Origin of the sequence: Eisenbergiella porci, from assembly GCF_009696275.1 — a bacterium.
GTDB lineage: Bacteria > Bacillota > Clostridia > Lachnospirales > Lachnospiraceae > Eisenbergiella > Eisenbergiella porci.
In genome coordinates this window covers 1-16,876 of record NZ_VUMI01000079.1, presented here as the reverse complement: position 1 = coordinate 16,876, position 16,876 = coordinate 1, and the positions used below count along the sequence as shown (strand labels likewise).

General features: G+C 43.1%; 22 protein-coding genes. 19 read left to right on the top strand and 3 right to left on the bottom strand.

The window, feature by feature from the left end:
• The 7 genes from FYJ45_RS32900 to FYJ45_RS27255 form a co-directional block, all read left to right on the top strand.
• On the top strand, positions 1-111 hold a 111-nt coding region (locus tag FYJ45_RS32900; protein ID WP_268890943.1), incomplete at its 5' end, for a Gp49 family protein.
• Between the two features lie 77 nt (positions 112-188).
• Positions 189-914, top strand: a complete 726-nt coding sequence (locus FYJ45_RS27280) for a DUF4376 domain-containing protein (protein ID WP_195842010.1) — start codon at positions 189-191, stop codon at positions 912-914.
• Position 915: 1 nt separating this feature from the next.
• Positions 916-1,365 carry a putative ABC transporter permease gene (locus FYJ45_RS27275; protein ID WP_154468154.1) on the top strand — a complete coding sequence of 150 codons (450 nt, stop codon included), beginning with the start codon at positions 916-918 and terminating at the stop codon, positions 1,363-1,365.
• Between the two features lie 5 nt (positions 1,366-1,370).
• On the top strand, positions 1,371-1,796 hold the full coding sequence (locus FYJ45_RS27270; protein ID WP_321170324.1) for a phage holin family protein: 426 nt from the start codon (positions 1,371-1,373) through the stop codon (positions 1,794-1,796).
• Between the two features lie 29 nt (positions 1,797-1,825).
• Positions 1,826-3,172, top strand: a complete 1,347-nt coding sequence (locus FYJ45_RS31225; protein WP_235931040.1) for a GH25 family lysozyme — start codon at positions 1,826-1,828, stop codon at positions 3,170-3,172.
• A 169-nt stretch (positions 3,173-3,341) separates the two neighbouring features.
• A complete protein-coding gene (locus FYJ45_RS27260; protein ID WP_154468152.1) occupies positions 3,342-4,073 on the top strand; it encodes a hypothetical protein in 732 nt (243 codons plus the stop codon).
• 1,393 nt (positions 4,074-5,466) lie between these two features.
• Positions 5,467-6,231 (top strand): phage antirepressor N-terminal domain-containing protein, encoded by a 765-nt coding sequence (locus FYJ45_RS27255; RefSeq protein WP_154468151.1) that lies wholly within the window; start codon positions 5,467-5,469, stop codon positions 6,229-6,231.
• Positions 6,232-6,262: 31 nt separating this feature from the next.
• Here the strand turns inward: FYJ45_RS27255 and FYJ45_RS27250 are convergent, their stop codons facing one another.
• Positions 6,263-6,829, bottom strand: coding sequence for a helix-turn-helix domain-containing protein (locus FYJ45_RS27250; protein ID WP_195842009.1), 567 nt, complete (start codon positions 6,827-6,829; stop codon positions 6,263-6,265).
• A gap of 161 nt (positions 6,830-6,990) precedes the next feature.
• Between FYJ45_RS27250 and FYJ45_RS27245 the strand changes: the two genes are divergently transcribed.
• The 8 genes from FYJ45_RS27245 to FYJ45_RS29955 all read left to right on the top strand — a co-directional run bounded on the left by FYJ45_RS27245 (position 6,991) and on the right by FYJ45_RS29955 (position 10,909).
• The gene (locus FYJ45_RS27245; RefSeq protein ID WP_154468149.1) at positions 6,991-7,134 is read left to right on the top strand and encodes a hypothetical protein; all 144 of its coding nucleotides are present in this window, start codon (positions 6,991-6,993) and stop codon (positions 7,132-7,134) included.
• Between the two features lie 100 nt (positions 7,135-7,234).
• The gene (locus FYJ45_RS27240) at positions 7,235-8,065 is read left to right on the top strand and encodes an ORF6N domain-containing protein (RefSeq protein WP_154468148.1); all 831 of its coding nucleotides are present in this window, start codon (positions 7,235-7,237) and stop codon (positions 8,063-8,065) included.
• A gap of 412 nt (positions 8,066-8,477) precedes the next feature.
• Positions 8,478-8,669 (top strand): hypothetical protein, encoded by a 192-nt coding sequence (locus FYJ45_RS27235; RefSeq protein WP_154468147.1) that lies wholly within the window; start codon positions 8,478-8,480, stop codon positions 8,667-8,669.
• Between the two features lie 513 nt (positions 8,670-9,182).
• Positions 9,183-9,428, top strand: a complete 246-nt coding sequence (locus tag FYJ45_RS32895) for a DUF2871 family protein (protein ID WP_154468146.1) — start codon at positions 9,183-9,185, stop codon at positions 9,426-9,428.
• A 111-nt stretch (positions 9,429-9,539) separates the two neighbouring features.
• Positions 9,540-9,743: a hypothetical protein gene (locus FYJ45_RS27225; protein ID WP_154468145.1), complete on the top strand. Its 204-nt coding sequence runs from the start codon at positions 9,540-9,542 to the stop codon at positions 9,741-9,743.
• Complete coding sequence (locus FYJ45_RS27220; protein WP_154468144.1) at positions 9,743-10,030, top strand: hypothetical protein; 288 nt, start codon at positions 9,743-9,745, stop codon at positions 10,028-10,030. Before FYJ45_RS27225 ends, FYJ45_RS27220 begins: the two co-directional genes overlap by 1 nt.
• Positions 10,031-10,222: 192 nt before the next feature.
• Positions 10,223-10,498: a hypothetical protein gene (locus FYJ45_RS27215; RefSeq protein ID WP_154468143.1), complete on the top strand. Its 276-nt coding sequence runs from the start codon at positions 10,223-10,225 to the stop codon at positions 10,496-10,498.
• 258 nt (positions 10,499-10,756) lie between these two features.
• Positions 10,757-10,909 carry a hypothetical protein gene (locus tag FYJ45_RS29955; RefSeq protein ID WP_181970139.1) on the top strand — a complete coding sequence of 51 codons (153 nt, stop codon included), beginning with the start codon at positions 10,757-10,759 and terminating at the stop codon, positions 10,907-10,909.
• Here the strand turns inward: FYJ45_RS29955 and FYJ45_RS29950 are convergent.
• Positions 10,906-11,103, bottom strand: coding sequence for a hypothetical protein (locus FYJ45_RS29950; RefSeq protein ID WP_195842011.1), 198 nt, complete (start codon positions 11,101-11,103; stop codon positions 10,906-10,908). The two genes, FYJ45_RS29955 and FYJ45_RS29950, sit on opposite strands and share 4 nt — an antisense overlap.
• Before the next feature lie 107 nt (positions 11,104-11,210).
• Between FYJ45_RS29950 and FYJ45_RS27210 the strand changes: the two genes are divergently transcribed.
• The 4 genes from FYJ45_RS27210 to FYJ45_RS27195 all read left to right on the top strand — a co-directional run bounded on the left by FYJ45_RS27210 (position 11,211) and on the right by FYJ45_RS27195 (position 15,629).
• Complete coding sequence (locus tag FYJ45_RS27210) at positions 11,211-11,633, top strand: MATE family efflux transporter (RefSeq protein ID WP_235931039.1); 423 nt, start codon at positions 11,211-11,213, stop codon at positions 11,631-11,633.
• 93 nt (positions 11,634-11,726) lie between these two features.
• Positions 11,727-12,461, top strand: a complete 735-nt coding sequence (locus tag FYJ45_RS27205) for an ABC transporter ATP-binding protein (protein WP_154468142.1) — start codon at positions 11,727-11,729, stop codon at positions 12,459-12,461.
• Positions 12,462-12,482: 21 nt separating this feature from the next.
• Positions 12,483-14,210, top strand: a complete 1,728-nt coding sequence (locus FYJ45_RS27200; RefSeq protein ID WP_154468141.1) for a COG1361 S-layer family protein — start codon at positions 12,483-12,485, stop codon at positions 14,208-14,210.
• A gap of 18 nt (positions 14,211-14,228) precedes the next feature.
• Positions 14,229-15,629, top strand: coding sequence for an ABC transporter permease (locus FYJ45_RS27195; protein WP_154468140.1), 1,401 nt, complete (start codon positions 14,229-14,231; stop codon positions 15,627-15,629).
• 189 nt (positions 15,630-15,818) lie between these two features.
• On the opposite strand, the gene FYJ45_RS27190 is transcribed toward FYJ45_RS27195, so the two are convergent.
• On the bottom strand, positions 15,819-16,667 hold the full coding sequence (locus FYJ45_RS27190) for an SGNH/GDSL hydrolase family protein (protein WP_035323430.1): 849 nt from the start codon (positions 16,665-16,667) through the stop codon (positions 15,819-15,821).
• Positions 16,668-16,876: the final 209 nt, after the last annotated feature.

Below are 16,876 nucleotides of genomic sequence, written 5' to 3'. Positions count from 1 at the left end.
AAAAATTATTCGGAAGAACTGGGCGCAGAAATCTGTATGGGAAAAATAAAAGATAAGATTTGGGAACTTCTGGGATTCCTGTTACAGACTGCTTGGCATGGAATTAGATAAAACCATTTCTGATTTAATGGAAGTAAATCATTGTTACCATAAACTTAATATCGTAAAAAGAAAGGAGGTATGCATCTATGGCGTACCTTAAATTTTTGGATTCTCAAAACCTAATATCATGTAAAGTAATCCCTTCCGGGAATGTTGTTACCCTGGAATTCCTCGGGAGTGTAATTGTGGATAAGAGCGGCTTCTACTTGTATCTGGACCCGGAGGGGGAACTGGATATAGGTGGGGATGATTACCTGGGATACACAACCATCTACCGAAATGATGAGGTAACAGCGGAGTACAACGGCTATCAGTTATCCAATGATGGCAGCGTGTGGACTTCCCCGGAACCAGCCCCTGAACCTGAACCGGCGCCGGAACCTACCCTGGAAGAGGTGAGGAAAGCTAAAGTACAGGAAATGAATGCGTTACAGCAGGCCGCGATACAGTCGGGCGTTAATGTCACGCTGACAGATGGGACAGTGGAGCATTTCACGTTGACCGAACATGACCAGACAAGCCTTGTAGGCCTGCAGAGCCAGGTGGCGGCCGGAGAGGATAACATCCCCTGGCATACAAGCGATGAGGGGGAGCACTGCAAGTTTTACAGCAACGCAGATATGGGGCTGATTATTACACAGGCTATGGCATGGGTGACCTGGCATATTACATACTTCCGGGACCTGCGCATCTACATCCGCAGCCTGTCCACAAAAGAGGAAGTATCCGCCGTGACCTATGGCGTGGAGTTGCCGGAGGAATATCAGTCTGAGCCGCTTAAAGTTATGATTGCGGCGCAAACGGGGGAATAATATGGAAGTGTTACTTTTTTTAATAGGAGGAAGGTTGTACACCTGGATAGAAATAATCTGGAGGGGCTGGACACACTGGACCATGTTCTACCTGGGCGGGGGATGTTTCATAATCATGGGCTTGCTCAATGAGCATATCCTCCCTTGGAATATGCCGCTGTTGTGGCAGGCCGTCATAAGTGCCTGTATAATAACGACACTGGAATTTATTGTGGGATGTATCATTAATTTATGGCTTGGATGGCAGGTTTGGGACTACTCTGGCCTGCCTTTTAATTTGCTGGGCCAGATATGCTTGTACTACTTTTTATTATGGATACCGATTTCGGCTGCCGGGATAATTCTGGATGACTGGATCCGGTATCTTTTTTATAGATGTTTCCATAAATTCTTTCCCAATCTGCAGGAGAGGGAAAGACCACATTATACACTCATAGGAGGAAAATCATGAAGGGAATCAAGGAAATAATCTGTACAGTTGTGGGAGTTGTTGGCAGTGGAATTGCATACTTACTTGGAGGATGGGACAGCGCTTTGATTACACTGGTTATTTTTATGTCTATTGATTACATAGCAGGGCTTATTGTGGCGGGGGTGTTTAAAGAGAGTCCCAAAAGTGCAAACGGGGCTTTAGAGAGTCGCGCCGGGTGGAAGGGCCTGTGCAGAAAAGGGATGACGCTGCTGTTTGTATTGGTCGCGCATCGGTTGGATCTGGCAATAGGGGTAAATTATATCCGCAACGCTGTCATTATTGGATTTATAGCCAATGAACTGATATCTATAGTGGAAAATGCTGGTCTGATGGGAATACCTCTTCCTTCTGCTATCAAAAAGGCAATAGAGATTCTTACGCAGAAAGCGGAACAGACAGAGGGGGAATAATCCCCTTCCTTTTTTGATGGAGGAATATTATGCTGAAAGGAATTGACGTATCGGACAACCAGGGTGTTATTGATTGGGGGAAGGTAAAGAAGGCCGGCTGCGATTTTGCTATTATCAGAAGCGTGCGACGGTCTGGAAAACCAGACTACCAATTTGCCGCCAACGTGGCCGGCTGTCAGGCGCAGGGTATCCCGTTTGATGTGTATAAGTATACCTATGGCACAACGCCAACACAGGCGTTGGAGGAGGCAAAGCAGGTGGTGGCCTTATTATTAGCCTATGGCACCAAGTGTCGTATATGGTGGGATGTGGAAGACCGGGCGACCCTGCAAGGATTAGGAAGTGCTGTGTTGACTGGTTTAATCCAGACTGCGTGCAATTACATTGTTGGCGCAGGCTTTGAGTTTGGCATCTATACCGGCCTATATGTATATAGGGAGCGTTGGTTTGATTTTGCTCAGTTTGCGGACTGCCCTATGTGGATAGCGCGATATTATAACGGATATAATGTTATGCAGTTTGGAGATACGCCGGATGCTTCCGCAAAACCCGATATTGGGAGGAACATTGCAGGCTGGCAATACACAAGCTCCGGGCGGATAGCCGGTATCAACGGGAATGTGGATTTTGACATTCGGTATGATTCCAACACCGAGAGACTCCCAGAAGAAACGCAGGTACGGCAACACTTGGTGGATTGTGCTATGCAGTGGCTTGGCTATAATGAGGCTGATGGAAGCCATAAGGCAATAATAGATATCTATAATAGTCACACACCTCTTGCCCGCGGCTATAAACTTAAGTATACGGACTCATGGTGTGCGGCAACAGTTTCGGCCGCGGCCATTACTGCCGGTTATACTGATATTATTCCGACCGAGTGTAGTTGCGGACAAATGGTTTCCCTCTTTGCCAAAGCTGGCAGATGGATAGAAAATGATGCTTATGTTCCCGATGTTGGAGACATTATATATTATGACTGGGACGATTCCGAGGCCGGGGATAACACTGGATGGCCTGACCATGTGGGTATCGTGGTATCTGTACAGGATGGAGTGATAAAGGCCATAGAAGGAAACAAAGATAATGCTGTAGAATTCCGAACCATACCAGTCAACGGGAAATTTATCAGGGGCTATGGAGTTCCTGATTATGCGTCCAAAGCAGCAGCCAGGGAGCCTGAGTATTATCTGCACGCCATATGGCACGGAAACTCAATAGCAAAAGCTCTGGAGAGTATCGGTGAAGACGGTTCATATCAACACAGGGCGCAGATTGCAGCGGCCAATGGTATAGTGGGATATACCGGTACGGCGGATCAGAACACGCACATGCTTAATCTGCTGCGGATAGGTAAACTTATTAAGATAATATAGGGACTTTTTTAATGTAAAAGCTGTATAATGCGAGCTTTTTGTATCCATATCACGATTTTGGCTTAATTTGCTTTCTTTCACACTATTTCACCGTAAATATATAATTTATATACCATTTTTTTTGAAAATGTAGTATTATATTGTTATAAAAAATAAAGGGGGAAAGTATATGAAAGATAAATCTTGGTATGAAAAACTAAGTACGTGGATTGCAATTTTATCTGGAACTTTTGCAATTCTAGGAGTGTCATTACTGGGTAATAAAGCTTTGATTCAACCAAGTAGTGTTCCGGATGAGCAGCAAACGATACAGGATAATGAAGAATCTGAAAGCAATTTAGAAACTGAACAAGTAACCACTGAAGAAGTGAAGCAAGAGTCATCTGAAAGTACAGAAGAAAACAAAGATAAAAGCGAAACTAATTTACAAGAAACTGATAATTCAGTTGAAATAGGATCCATTTTCGTTACATCTTCTCCAAAGCAGGATTCTGTTACTAAAGCATTCTTAAGTTCTTGGGACGAAGAAAAAGACAGAGACATTGTAGGAAATACATATCCTACTGCAATGAAGTTGTCTGTATATAATATGATTTATGCAATGGGAGGAGGAGCAAGTCATATTATAGCAGATGTCCATATTCCATTTGGAGAAAAAGCTAATGTTACATGGACTTTTAGTTTTGTTGTTGCAAAAGATATGGTGGGTAATGGAAGTTCCGCAGAAATCACTATTTTTTCTGGAGAGGAAGAAATTGTCCCTACATTTACGTTAGAATCTACAACCACAGAAGAAATTTCTTATGATATAGATCTAACTGGAATAAGAGATTTGATTATTAGATTTGATTGCAATGCTGTAGATGGTGGTTTTTGTGCAGGTATCATTCTTGAGGAATAGACTTAGATATGCTATTTATATATTTTCTGATTAATAGTTGTATGGATAAGGAACAAAATTGACATCCTGTTTAGTACAATTATTTTGGTATAATGAGACTTTCGAAAAGGTTATAAAAGGCACGGTACATGCATAAGAAATCGTCTTACTATGTAATATTAGTGAGTAGCCGTTCCGGGTATCACCAACACCTGGGGCGGTTGTTTTATTTAAAAGCTTTTATGACTTTTAAATATCTACAGCCTTTAAATTTCCGTAGGTTTCTTTAAATGCGTCGCATGAGGCTCACAAAACACTACAGCAGTATGTCAGGCAAACCAAAAACATTGAGCAGTTACCACCGGATTGTAGGTTACTGGCCTGGAATAAAAACCGTACAAATTTGTGCACCTTCACACAATTAAAAATTCAACCCAGTCAGAAGTTCTTCGAAAATTTCGTTTCCCTTGTATGCGAACCGTGCATCGGCATCAGCCGTGCACATAGTATTTATCTTATCTATACTATTCTGATCTAATCTAATCTCGGTGTCCATCTGGTATGACACATGACATACCAGTGGTAGGCATTTGGTATGTCATAATTTAAGATGGGCTAAATTAACCTCTAAATATTTTCGCCGGTCCTCCAGAATCACTTGACTAAAAACAGGTCAAGCAGATTATATTTTTTCTACTAAAACGTCAAGTATTATATATTTTTGCCATTGTTTTGTCCATCTACGATATAACTGCTTATTTTGGTAGGATATTAATATAATGTGATTACGATTCTTCCAGTGTGATGAATCACATTATATGATGGTTTTTCATAAAAATGTGAAAAACCTATTTATTTACGTCAGGTTGATTTTAGGAATAATGAACGACAAAAAATCTGACAGCTGAACTTTCAGCCAGTTATTATGTGATTTAAAATTCTTCCGGTGTGAAGAACCGGGATATATTATCTTCTCCAATAAGTTGGGGAAAACTATGGTTACACTGAATAATATTCTGGTAACTACTCAAAGGAGGGTTAAATTTGCCCCTTAAATAAAGGGGTACAAAAATTTTCGTACCCCTTCAGCATGGTGCATTAAATTTGGTGTACCCCTGCCGGAAATTTCCGGTGCCGTCTTTTCCCGATTTAGAATCGGGAAACTGATTATTCGTCATGTGGTACGAGTGAAATATTCAACATTTGTGGAGAATATCTTCACATATAAGTGTGCGAAATACTCACGGCACTTTTCCCAGCTTCTTGGGAATTTCCCGTTACCATTTCTGGCAACGAAAATATTTCGATCATGTGTGGGCGAAAGCTATATATTAAAAGAAGTCTACCGTAAAAGCCGCATCGCACGTGTTTATGTGGCAAGCACGTTTAACGTCTTTGCAAGATAAAGAGATGGATGTGTGATGGATTAGGTTTAAGCGAAGGACAGAGAAATCGACAATTACTAAATATGGGTAATGATATTGTGATATCTAAAGGTATATCAAATTTGATACTCCCTACAAAGGGCGGTAAACAGGATATTTTATGTATCCGCCACGATTTCGTTCCTTTGTGGCTTGCCAAGATTACAATTACTCCGGCAATGAAGCAGATTACCCCTGATTTAGTGGACAAGCTCGTAGATTATCAGCTGAAGGCGAAGGACGTCCTTGCTGAAGCATTCCTTCCAAAGAAAGAGAAGAAGGCAAAGCAGGAACGTGTTGAGAGTCTCTCTTCAGTAAATAATGCCGTAAAAACCATAACCCCTATTCTGGAGGCGGTAGGATGCACACCGCAGATTCAGCTCCTTACAGCAAAATCATTGTATGAGAAGGCCGGGGTATCCCTTCCTATAAAAATACCATCGGACAAGCATTACGTGGATACCGTACATATTGCCCGTCATGTTGGTCTGTATTATCAAAGTTCCGGGAAACCTGCAGATAAAGCGGTTAATGAGATAATCCGCCGCCTGAACCTTCCTGAATCAATGTACGCTGAGACATGGGAGAGCAAGGGGAACTGGCAGGGCGCAGTCAGGAAATATGATGAGGCTGTAATCGGCATGGTTCGCCAGTGGTATTGCGATAACGGCTATCCGCGCAATATAGAATATACCCAGTGTGATGGACAGAAAAAATGCTATCATGTGATATGGCACGATGCGGATGTGGCATAAGAATGTAAGTATAGTGGAAAAGAAAAGCCACTCACTCAGTGGTGGGTGGCTCAATGAAAGAATCAATAATGGAATCAATTTCGTTTCCTATCTGGCTTCTAACCATACTTTTTATCATTGATTGAGTAATATTATTTTTATATGCAGATCCTAAATCATCCGATAAATTTTTATCAAGGGATTTACGCATATTATCCCAGTCTTGCTCTGTGTAACTAGCAAAAGTTGAAAGTCCTGATAAAAAATTATTAAAATGGGGATTAACTATTACTTTACTTAGTGTAGAGGTTAACGGTTCATCTGTAGATAAATTAATTTGTTCAGCCATCTGTTTTAATATTAATATTGCTTCTTGAGATAGATATAGTTTACTTGCGATATTGCTTATTTCAGGATTGCGTTCATCACTATACCCTATTAAATAGTCAACCGTAACATCAAAATACGAAGCTATTCGTTCCAAGGTATCAATTGTTGGAAGACTTGTCCCTTTCTCATAAACAGATATGGTTTTATTTGATATACATAACTCATGTGCAAGCTGACTTTGTGTAAGACCTTTTTCATCTCGAAGTTTTTTAAGTCTTTCTGAAAACATAATGTATTCCTCCTTATTAATATGAGTATATAGCATTTCTATAAATATGTAAACATAAAAGTGTTGACATTCTATAAGTGGTAGAATATAATAAATCCAATGTTACGAGATATTTTTAAAAATAAATTCTCATAACAAGTAAATAGAAGGAGGTAGAAAGCATGAAAATAATTAGTTTTCAGATCAGTGATGACCTTCATAAAAAATTGCGGTTAGAAGCTGTAATGAATGAGAAATCAATTAGGCGATATCTTACAGAACTGATCGAAAAAGATTTAAAAACAAAAAAAGAGCAAACGCAGTAGCTTTGGCCGGCAATGCGTTTACTCAAACCGAAACCCGATAACGGAATCTCTTTCTATATAATAGGAGGTTCCCCTTAAAATTGCAAGGAGAATTTTATTTATGAAGAATGAAACAGTAAAAATTAATAATCAGGATGTGGCGGTTATTGAGTGGAATGGGGAGCGGGTTATAACAACGGCTCAACTGGCAGATGTATATGAAGCATCAAAAGAACAGATTAAACAGAACTTCAATAATAATGAAAAGTACTTTCAGGAGAAAAAGCACTTTTATCTATTGAAAGGTGAGGAATTAAAAGACTTCAAGAACTTGGTAGAAAATTTCGACCTAGTTGATAAGCGCACTCCGCAACTCTATTTGTGGACGCGCCGTGGTGCCAGCCGTCATTGTAAGATGCTTGGTACAGATAAAGCCTGGGAACAGTTTGATTATATGGAAGATGCCTATTTTAACCCTCAGCCTTCTGTTAATACCGACCAACTGTCTCCGGAACTTCAGATGTTCGGAAAACTCTATGAGGTAGTTGCCCGGCAGGAACTGAAACAGAAAGAGCAGGAACAGAAGATGGAGCAGCTGGACAATAAGATTGACTCTATCAAAGAAGTCGTTGCCCTGAACCCCAATGACTGGAGAAAGGATACCGCCAAACTGATATATAAAATCGCATTACATATCGGCGGGACTGAGCATATCAAAAACATCCGGGAGGAAAGCTATAAGCTTCTGGAGCAGAGAATGGGAGTCTCCCTGAATACGCGCCTTACCAATAAACGCCGGAGGATGGCAGATGAAGGTATCTGCAAATCCAAGAGGGACAAGCTTAATCAGGTGGACGTAATTGCTGATGATAAGAAGCTGATTGAGGGATACCTGGCGGTCGTGAAAGACATGGCTATAAAATATGGCATTACCGATTCAGATGTGGCCTGATATATTGTACGCAGATGCTGATTAAAAAGTTCACAAAAAGTTCACAATTAAAATTTACTCAGTTAAATCGCAATTTAACACTGTAGAGATATTTTATCTTACAATCATATATAGTATCTTATCGTATTTTATTGTATTTTCCTTTAAATGTGCCTACCGATTAAATAGTAATTTAACGGATAAAGTGGCCTAAAACCGGCATTTTGAGGGGGTTGCAGAGGTAAATTTAATGTGATATGGTGGATGCATAAAGAAGCTTGCAAGCGATAATTTAACAGAAAAAAGAGAGTAAACACGATTGCTTTGACCGGCTGTGTGTTTACTCTCCAGAAACCCGAAAAGGGGAATCTTTACTTACATAATAAGGGGTTCCTTCATATAAAGCAATGTTAAATTGTAGTAAGGAGAATTTATGAGCATAGATGAATTTAAGGAACAGGTAGTACCAATTGTTGATGAACTTAAAGAATATAGTACAGGCATGAGTGAAGTAGATTTTGTTAAATTTAAGGCTCAGGCTATAAAATTTCTTCCTATGAAAAACCAGGGGGTAAAGCAGTACATAGAGATATTATTCTCATATTTACATCCACAAAATAAGTGATAAATTGTAAGGAGGCGTTGCAGCGCTTCCTTTTTATTATCGGAAATTTTAAATTTATTATTATAGTTTATTTTATACCGTGTTGCATTTCGTGTTGCACTTTACAGAAAATAGGGTACAAAACATATAAAAATGATGTTACTAAAGAAAAAATAAAACCTCTGAAAAGCCCGTAAATGCGGTAAATATGATAAATACGGGATTTGTTTCTTCTATATTAATGGGGTTCAAGTCCCGCCGCCGGCAGTGTATAAAAAGCCGGAACCATGTAAAACCAATGGTTCCGGCTTTTTTTGTGTGCCCGGTGGGCACACGTTCTAACGGGTGAAAGTCCCAAATCCGCCCGGCAGTGGGAAGGATACAGCCGAAGCCAAGGGTGTCCATCGTGAGGTGGAATCTGATAATTCGAAAGAACTCTTTATAGAGATTTGAACAAAATCGCTACGCGATGGCTATCGGAGTCTTAGCCGGGTTTTAACCTCTTCGCATAATTTCTAAGGAAAAACCAAAAGTATGTTGAATAAGAGGGCATCAAAAGCTGCCCTCTTATTCAGCCCACCTTCGGTTCTTTCCTTAGAAATAATGCTTATAATCCGTGGGATTATACAGGTTTTGGGCATAGTGCCTGCAAGGGGGGCGGATGCCTCCATTTCAGGTATTGCCGGGATTTCCCATATTGTGCTGGCCGTTGCACTGGGATTTTTTGTTCGCAGCTTTAAAAGGCGCATTACCGGGATGGGAAAGACAACAGACGGGTAACTAATGAAGATACATAGCAAATAATGGCAGAGATATAATAAAATAGTTATCATGCTATAACGTTTATTAAGAGATAAAAAAAGCAAATGCGTGTAAATTGGGAGAAAAAATATGCCTTCAATTTATGATAAAGCTGAAATATATGATTTGGGATTTGACGAAAGAAAATGGCAGGTGGTCAGGGAGCATTGGGAGCGTCTTTTAGGCAATGCTAAGATAGATACGGTTTTAGATTGCAGTATCGGAACTGGAAACTGTTTTCATCTGATTTTCGCCGGATTAACGAAAATACAAATAAAAAATATGATTGTGTAATGAGTACCGGCAATTCGCTGCCCTATGTTCCGAATGAAGAAGTGATTGATACCCTGTATAAAATGGATCTTCTTGTCAGTTCAGGAGGCTATATTTATATTGATACACGAAACTGGGATAAAATAATCAGGGAACATCAGCGTTTTTATTTTTATCCGCCATATTATGAAAAAGACGTGCGGATAGATTCTTTTCAGGTTTGGGATTATATCGAAGACGGGAGAATAACCTTCAATATAGTGTATTCTTTTGAAAAGAAAAAGCAGATAGACCTATTTTCCGATTAAAAGAGAAGTATTGTCCAATACGCTTGTGGAGATGGGCTATGAGATCAGGCAAATGGCAAACTTCCCCTTACAATGCAGCCTGCCCATAGATGATTTTGAATGGTACTGTATACTGGCACAGAAGAGGATGTAAGGAGAGGGATGCTTCTTGTTCCGAACGGATAAAGCAGGATGCTTTCCGGGGTATCAGATTTGGGTGAAGAAAAAATATTCGATTCTTTCGCAGGATATTGTCATGCTGGGATTCCCAAGTTTGCTCCGGACCTCCTGAGAAATGTTTTTATAGGATTCCCAGAAAGCGATATTATCACTGACTTCTACGGGGTTTCGTACGCTGGTGATGATATGGGCGGTTTCTCCCATTTCACAGCCCCTTATTTTGCCGCATACAAGGCTGTTTATTTCAGTCCGAGCCGTCACATAGATGCCGCAGCGTTTATATTCCTTATCTGCGCTTTCTTCCCATAAATGGGCAACAAATTCATTCGTATAATATTAGGAATCAATTCCGAAAAAAATAAGCGTAAATTTTTCTGTTGTCATATTACCACTCTTGAAAAAACTTTAAATTATAATATGGTAGGGGCAGGGTATTGTTGCCTGTATTCATTTGTTTTCCTTGTATAATCCGTCTCTTTTTCCGTATACTGATATGGAAGGCGCGGTAATTTATATCGGAATCCTGTTAAGGCAGCCAGGCAGCAGGTGCAGGAAAGGAAGGCAGTAATGGATAAAGAAAAAAAAGAAAAGCTTGCGCAGAAGAAATCAAATGAAATGTTCAACAGCATTACGGAAAAGGTAAAGCCGGAGAACCAGAATCAGACCCACAATTCCCGCAGGGAGGGGATGGGGCCGAATACAAAGCGTAAGCCAAACTAAGCATCCGTAACAGGGTGCTTTTTTTCTGCCTGTTTTTGTGTTATGCACTGCATCAGCGTTGTGAGCGGTTCGGAGAGATATTTGTCCTTATGGAAGACAAGCAGCAGCTGGTTGATTAATTCCATATCCGTGATAGCCAGTACGGACGGTTTTTTCGTTTCCAGATATGTGGGGGCGGATGCCCTGTCCGCCATTAATATCGTTTATCCGCTCATCGGCCTGGCGGTGGGTATCGGGATTATGCTGGGAACCGGCGGCAGCGCCGTAATTGCAAGGCAGCTTGGAATCGGAGAAGGACGTTTTGTTTGTAACGGCGGGAAAACCCAATCTGGGGCTGGGGCTGACGATTCTTTCCGGCCTGGCCAACATGGTACTGGATTATGTCTTTATCGCGGTTTTCGGCTGGGGGATTGCGGGCGCGGCATGGACGACTGCGGTTGGATATTCCATAGTTCCTGTTTTCGCACTTTTTTATTTCTGGAAACCAAGAACGGAGCTAATGAATATTTTTATTTCTTCGCTGTTTACGGCACTGTCAAATGGAAAGGTTTCTGCCATGATTTCCATGATCAGGACCTTTGGATTTACGGTAGCGGGAATTCTGCTGTTTTCCTGGATCTGGCAGATGAACGGACTGTGGCTGGCGGTTCCGGCCGCGGAATGCGCGACGCTGGTCCTGGCACTGTTTCAGGTGAAAAAATACAAAAAAATCTATGAATATTAAAAAAATCTTAAATAGGAAAAGCTATTGTAGTATGCTATAATGTCGTAGACAGATGAAAAAGCGCTGCCGGAGGGCGGCAGAAGAGAGGAACGCATGGGAACTCAGGCCAGGCCTGTTATACAGGTTAAGAATTTATATAAGGTTTACCGTGTGGGAGACAGCCATGTGCGCGCCCTGGACGGAGTGAATCTGGAGATTTACAAAGGAGAGTTCTGCTCCATCGTGGGTACCTCAGGCTCCGGTAAGTCAACGCTTTTGAACATGCTTGCCGGTCTGGAGAAGCCGACGAAGGGTGAGATTATCATTGCCGGGGAGCACATGGAAAATAAGACGGAAAACCAGCTGGTAAAGTTCCGCAGGGAGCATATCGGTTTCATTTTCCAGTCCTTTAATCTGATGGGAACCATGAATGCGGTGGAAAATGTGGCGCTTCCCCTGACCTTTCAGGGCGTGGACAAGGATATCCGTATGAAAAGGGCCTCCAGGGTTCTGGATATGGTAGGGCTGAAAGAGCATAAGAAGCATAAGCCCACACAGATGTCCGGCGGCCAGCAGCAGCGCGTGGGCGTGGCAAGGGCGCTGGTGGTGAATCCGGAGATTATTTTTGCGGACGAGCCTACCGGAAACCTTGATTCCAATACCTCAAGAGAGGTGATGGAGCTGATGCAGAAGGTTGTCAGGGAACAGAAGCAGACGCTGGTTATGGTAACTCATGATAACTATCTGGCCGGCTTTGCCGACAGGATTTTTCATATTATTGACGGGAAGATCGTTAAGATAGAGGACAACTGGAATAAAGCGGAGGAACCTGCCGCACAGAAAGCTTAAGAAACACAAGAGGGGAAGAAAATGAACAGAAGAAAAAAAATCATCAGTATCATCAGTTTAACATGCGCCATTATGGTATTTTCAATGCTTATTCCTGCTTCTAACGGTTTGGAAGAAGTGTATGCCGCTTCCACAAGCGGCAATACCATTGACCGTTCCTCGCCGAATGTAATTACCGATGACGACCGGGCGGATGCGGATGCGCAGCTGAAGGCGCATATGGACAGCATACTGAAAAGGACGAATCCTGATGAATACACGCTGAAAAAGCTGAACGACACCTTTTACAGCGCCGTATATTACATTGCCAATACGGAAATGAGCGTCAGTGAGCTGTGGGCTTACGTCGGCGAGATGAAGGCCAAACTGGACGCCGTTGTGCCGGATGTGTCCGTGACCAAGCCCACGACGGAGTTTTTGCAGGTGGGGAATAACTGGGAGACTCCTTCCGTAAGCTACGGGCAGCAGGTTTCCATTGTCCTTCCCATTATTAACCTGGGCAGCGAGGAGCTGACGGATCTGGTGGTCAGCCCTGTGGTTTCCAACGATGTCAAGGAATGGCCGTTTGAGCCTGATACCACCGGCTACGGACAGTCCTTTGCCGAAATACCCGGGAATCCTTTCGGGGGAAATTATGAAGCAGGTATGTTTGCAAGAAGGGAACTGACCTTTCAGTTTACAGTACGGGAAGATGTGATGACAGGCTATTATCCTCTGAAATTCCAGGTATGGTATACCAAGGCCGGAGTCAGATGCGAAGAGCCTGTGGAGCTTAATGTTTATGTATATACCCAGGGAAAGCCCGGAGCAGGCCATATCGGCGGCGATGACGGCGCTGTGGAATCCAAGCCCCGGATCATTGTGACCGGCTTTGAAACGAACCCCAAGGAAGTTTACGCGGGTGACACCTTCCTGGTGACAATCCACGTAAAGAATACCTCTAAGGATAAAGCTGTCAATAATGTGCTTTTTGACATGCAGGCGGTGGAGAGCGGCACAGAGGCCAATACCACCTATGCCGTATTTCTTCCCACCTCCGGTTCCAGTTCCGTATATACGGATTCCATCGGCCCCGGCAATGAATTTGATATTAATATTGAGATGACGGCAAAGACGGATCTTACACAGAAGCCCTACGTTATTACGGTTAAGATGAAATATGATGCGGGCAAGGATATTGACCTTACGGATGAAGCAAAGGTTTCCGTACCTGTGCTGCAGGAGGCAAAATACGACACGAGCACGATTGAAGCCATGCCGGCCAGCATTTCCGTGGGCAACCAGTCCAATGTTATGTTCAGCATTTATAACACGGGCAAGACAACCTTTTATAACCTTCAGGTAAAATACGAAGGGGATTCCATAGAAGGCGGGGACACCTTCTTAGGTACTCTGAAGCCGGGCGAAACAGGAAACGTGGACTCCATGCTGACTGCGGTGGCGCCTACGGCGGATGACGGAACAATTATTGCAAGGGTTTCCTTTGAAAATGAATCCGGGCAGGAAGTCAGTTTCGTACGGGAATTTACCATTGATGTATATGAAGAAACCTTTGATGAACCCATGATGCCGGAAATGCCTGAGGAGAATGGGCAGAAGGGAGTCAGCCTGCCGGTTATCATTGGAATTGCAGCTGCGGCAGCTGTAATCGTACTGATTGTCGTAATCACTGTCATAAGAAAGAAAAAGAAAAAAGCGGCTGCCCTGAAACTGGAAGAGGAGTTACTGGACACAAAAGATGAAGACTAACTGAAAGCAGGTACAGATATGAAATTTTTGGATTTGCTGCGGCTTAGCAGCAGCAGCCTGTGGAAGAGAAAGGTGCGTACCCTGCTGACCGTCCTGGGAGTAACCATCGGCGTGGCCTCTATTGTAGTAATGGTTTCACTGGGACTTGGCCTGAATAAGTCTTCTATGGAGGAAATGGAGTCCTATGGCAGCCTTACAGCGGTGACGGTGAATATGGCTGGCGGCAATGGATTTTATTCCTCCGGGATGGCGGTTGCCGAAAGCACCTCCTCTTCGGAGAAGGAAAAGGAAGAGAAGCGGCTGGATGATGAGCTGGTGGAGACCCTCAAGGCGCTTCCCCATGTGAATCTGGTATCGCCGGTCCTGAATGTGGATGTGATAGCCAAGAGCGGGATTTACGAAGGAAATTTCAGGGTGCAGGGAATGACGGCAGAAGCCTTTGAAGCAATGAAAATCCCGCTGGGAGAAGGAAACTTTCCTCAGAAGGATGCGGAAAAGCTTGAATTTTTTTATGGAAATATGGTTCTGCAGAGTTTTTCCAACTCCCGGACAGGAAGCTATCCCTATTATGAAAAGGGAGAGTTGCCGCCGGTAGATTTAATGAAGGATCCGATATTCGTTATTTTTGACACCAATGCCTATTACAACAGCAAATACAGCAGCACTCAGGGAAGCTCGGCAAGTGTCAAGACGCCGCCTCCGAAAAAGTATCTGATTAGCACCTGTGGTATGGTGAAAGGCGGGCCGGAGGAATGGAGCAGATACAGCTATGAGGTTTACTGTGACATAGACGCCCTGAAAACAGAACTGAAGCGCATTTTCAAGAATAAGGCTATTCCCGGCCAGCCAACAACGAAGTCAGGAAAGCCTTATAAAGAGATTTATTACAGTCAGATTTACGTGGATGTGGATGATATGGAAAATGTATCTGAGGTCCAGAACGCCATCAACGCAATGGGATATCAGGCATCCAGCAACGCGGAATGGGTACAGGCAATGCAGACGCAGTATGGCTATGTGCAGCTTGTGCTGGGCGGCATCGGCGCGGTATCCCTTTTGGTAGCGGCTATCGGTATTACCAACACCATGATGATGTCCATTTATGAACGTACCAAGGAAATCGGCATTATGAAGGTGCTGGGCTGTGATCTGCGGAATATCCAGATGATGTTTTTGATGGAAGCCGGATTTATCGGCCTGATTGGAGGACTTGTGGGGCTGGTGTTCAGTTTTGGGGTATCCATTGTGATTAACAAGATTGTAGCATCTATGGGGAATATGATGACGCTGTCCTATATCCCTCCATGGCTGGCACTGCTATCCCTTGTATTCGCGATTCTGGTTGGCATGGTGGCAGGCTTCTTCCCGTCTCTTCGGGCTATGCGGCTGAGCCCCCTGGCGGCTATCAGGAATGAATAGAAGAGCAGCAATGAAGTAGTAAATACAAGGCGGAGAAAAAAGAACAGATTAAGAAACATGGATAAAAACACGGATTAAAAAAATAAAAAAAAGCTATAAAAACTCCTGCACGCTTTCTTCCACGAAACAGCGGCAGGAGTTTTTTTCTGATATGTATTTAAGTGCCTTATTTCCAGATGAATCCTTTTGTCAGGAATTCAGCAGGGCAGCCGTAACACAGTTGGCAAAAAGCTGTGCGCCGGGAAGATTGGGATGAACGCCGTCACTGGTAAAAACGGACAGGTTCTCATAGGTAATGCCACAGTTATATACATCAATAACAGAAGCGCCGTATGCGGAAGCGATGGCTTTGATCTGTTTATTGAAGTCCATCAGCGTATTCCCATTCCTGTTAACGGGCGTGTTGTTCTTATCCCTGAGCCCCGGGTCACGGGCAAACAGTGTACAGCAGTAAACTGCAGCGTTCGGATACAGCGCTTTAATTTTCTGGAGCATCAGCTCATAGGCGCTGCTGAAGGTGGCAGGTATGCCTTCTGCCTGAATGGAAGGGGACTGGAAGGTGCCAAGGGGGATATCACGGGCAAAATCATTTACTCCCATATAAATAATTATCACATCAGGAGCAGAACCGTCGATATCACGCAGATCCATAATTCTGCGGAAACTGCAGCCGGGAGCAGAACCGTCCGTGGCTACGGAACTGCCGGTTACATTGGTATTGGCTGAGGATGCGTTCGTACATAAGCGCATCCCGGTAGCATTCAGAACCTGATACCACCAGGTCCCTTCTACCATGGGTATACCGCTGTTGCCCGGATAGAAGATGTTATAATCCCTTGGAATATAATCGTTGAAGGTAGACAGGCTGTCTCCCAAAATAGAGAGCTTAAGCCCCGTATATTTTGTGGGAACATTGGAGGACTCTACTGTTTTCAGCGGGGGATTTACGGCTGCGTCCACAGACAGCGTATTCTGCGGCAGCGTAAAAATAAGAGAAGCAGCAAGTGAAAGGGCTGCGAATCTGATTCCTTTTTTCATGTCAAAAAACTCCTTTTCTCTTTTGTCTTCCATTAAAGAAGTTAGCACAGGGAAAAGGAGTTTGTCAAGTTCTTACGTAGGTATGCAGCGCCGAAAGGCGCTGGCAGGTTGTAAATAATCCTCTCGATACTTTTATACTTAAATATTTATTTTCCACATCGCTACGCCCTTTTCATGTTTTTATCCACACCCTTTAGGCATTCGTAGCC

Excerpts from the sequence above, each read along its gene's own strand:
- FYJ45_RS27280 (WP_195842010.1), top strand. The coding sequence starts at position 189 with ATGGCGTACCTTAAATTTTTGGATTCTCAAAACCTAATATCATGTAAA.
- FYJ45_RS27275 (WP_154468154.1), top strand. The coding sequence starts at position 916 with ATGGAAGTGTTACTTTTTTTAATAGGAGGAAGGTTGTACACCTGGATA.
- FYJ45_RS31225 (WP_235931040.1), top strand. The coding sequence starts at position 1,826 with ATGCTGAAAGGAATTGACGTATCGGACAACCAGGGTGTTATTGATTGG.
- FYJ45_RS27260 (WP_154468152.1), top strand. The coding sequence starts at position 3,342 with ATGAAAGATAAATCTTGGTATGAAAAACTAAGTACGTGGATTGCAATT.
- FYJ45_RS27255 (WP_154468151.1), top strand. The coding sequence starts at position 5,467 with ATGTGTGATGGATTAGGTTTAAGCGAAGGACAGAGAAATCGACAATTA.
- FYJ45_RS27250 (WP_195842009.1), bottom strand. The coding sequence starts at position 6,829 with ATGTTTTCAGAAAGACTTAAAAAACTTCGAGATGAAAAAGGTCTTACA.
- FYJ45_RS27245 (WP_154468149.1), top strand. The coding sequence starts at position 6,991 with ATGAAAATAATTAGTTTTCAGATCAGTGATGACCTTCATAAAAAATTG.
- FYJ45_RS27240 (WP_154468148.1), top strand. The coding sequence starts at position 7,235 with ATGAAGAATGAAACAGTAAAAATTAATAATCAGGATGTGGCGGTTATT.
- FYJ45_RS27235 (WP_154468147.1), top strand. The coding sequence starts at position 8,478 with ATGAGCATAGATGAATTTAAGGAACAGGTAGTACCAATTGTTGATGAA.
- FYJ45_RS32895 (WP_154468146.1), top strand. The coding sequence starts at position 9,183 with ATGTTGAATAAGAGGGCATCAAAAGCTGCCCTCTTATTCAGCCCACCT.
- FYJ45_RS27225 (WP_154468145.1), top strand. The coding sequence starts at position 9,540 with ATGCCTTCAATTTATGATAAAGCTGAAATATATGATTTGGGATTTGAC.
- FYJ45_RS27220 (WP_154468144.1), top strand. The coding sequence starts at position 9,743 with ATGAGTACCGGCAATTCGCTGCCCTATGTTCCGAATGAAGAAGTGATT.
- FYJ45_RS29955 (WP_181970139.1), top strand. The coding sequence starts at position 10,757 with ATGGATAAAGAAAAAAAAGAAAAGCTTGCGCAGAAGAAATCAAATGAA.
- FYJ45_RS29950 (WP_195842011.1), bottom strand. The coding sequence starts at position 11,103 with ATGGCGGACAGGGCATCCGCCCCCACATATCTGGAAACGAAAAAACCG.
- FYJ45_RS27205 (WP_154468142.1), top strand. The coding sequence starts at position 11,727 with ATGGGAACTCAGGCCAGGCCTGTTATACAGGTTAAGAATTTATATAAG.
- FYJ45_RS27200 (WP_154468141.1), top strand. The coding sequence starts at position 12,483 with ATGAACAGAAGAAAAAAAATCATCAGTATCATCAGTTTAACATGCGCC.
- FYJ45_RS27195 (WP_154468140.1), top strand. The coding sequence starts at position 14,229 with ATGAAATTTTTGGATTTGCTGCGGCTTAGCAGCAGCAGCCTGTGGAAG.
- FYJ45_RS27190 (WP_035323430.1), bottom strand. The coding sequence starts at position 16,667 with ATGAAAAAAGGAATCAGATTCGCAGCCCTTTCACTTGCTGCTTCTCTT.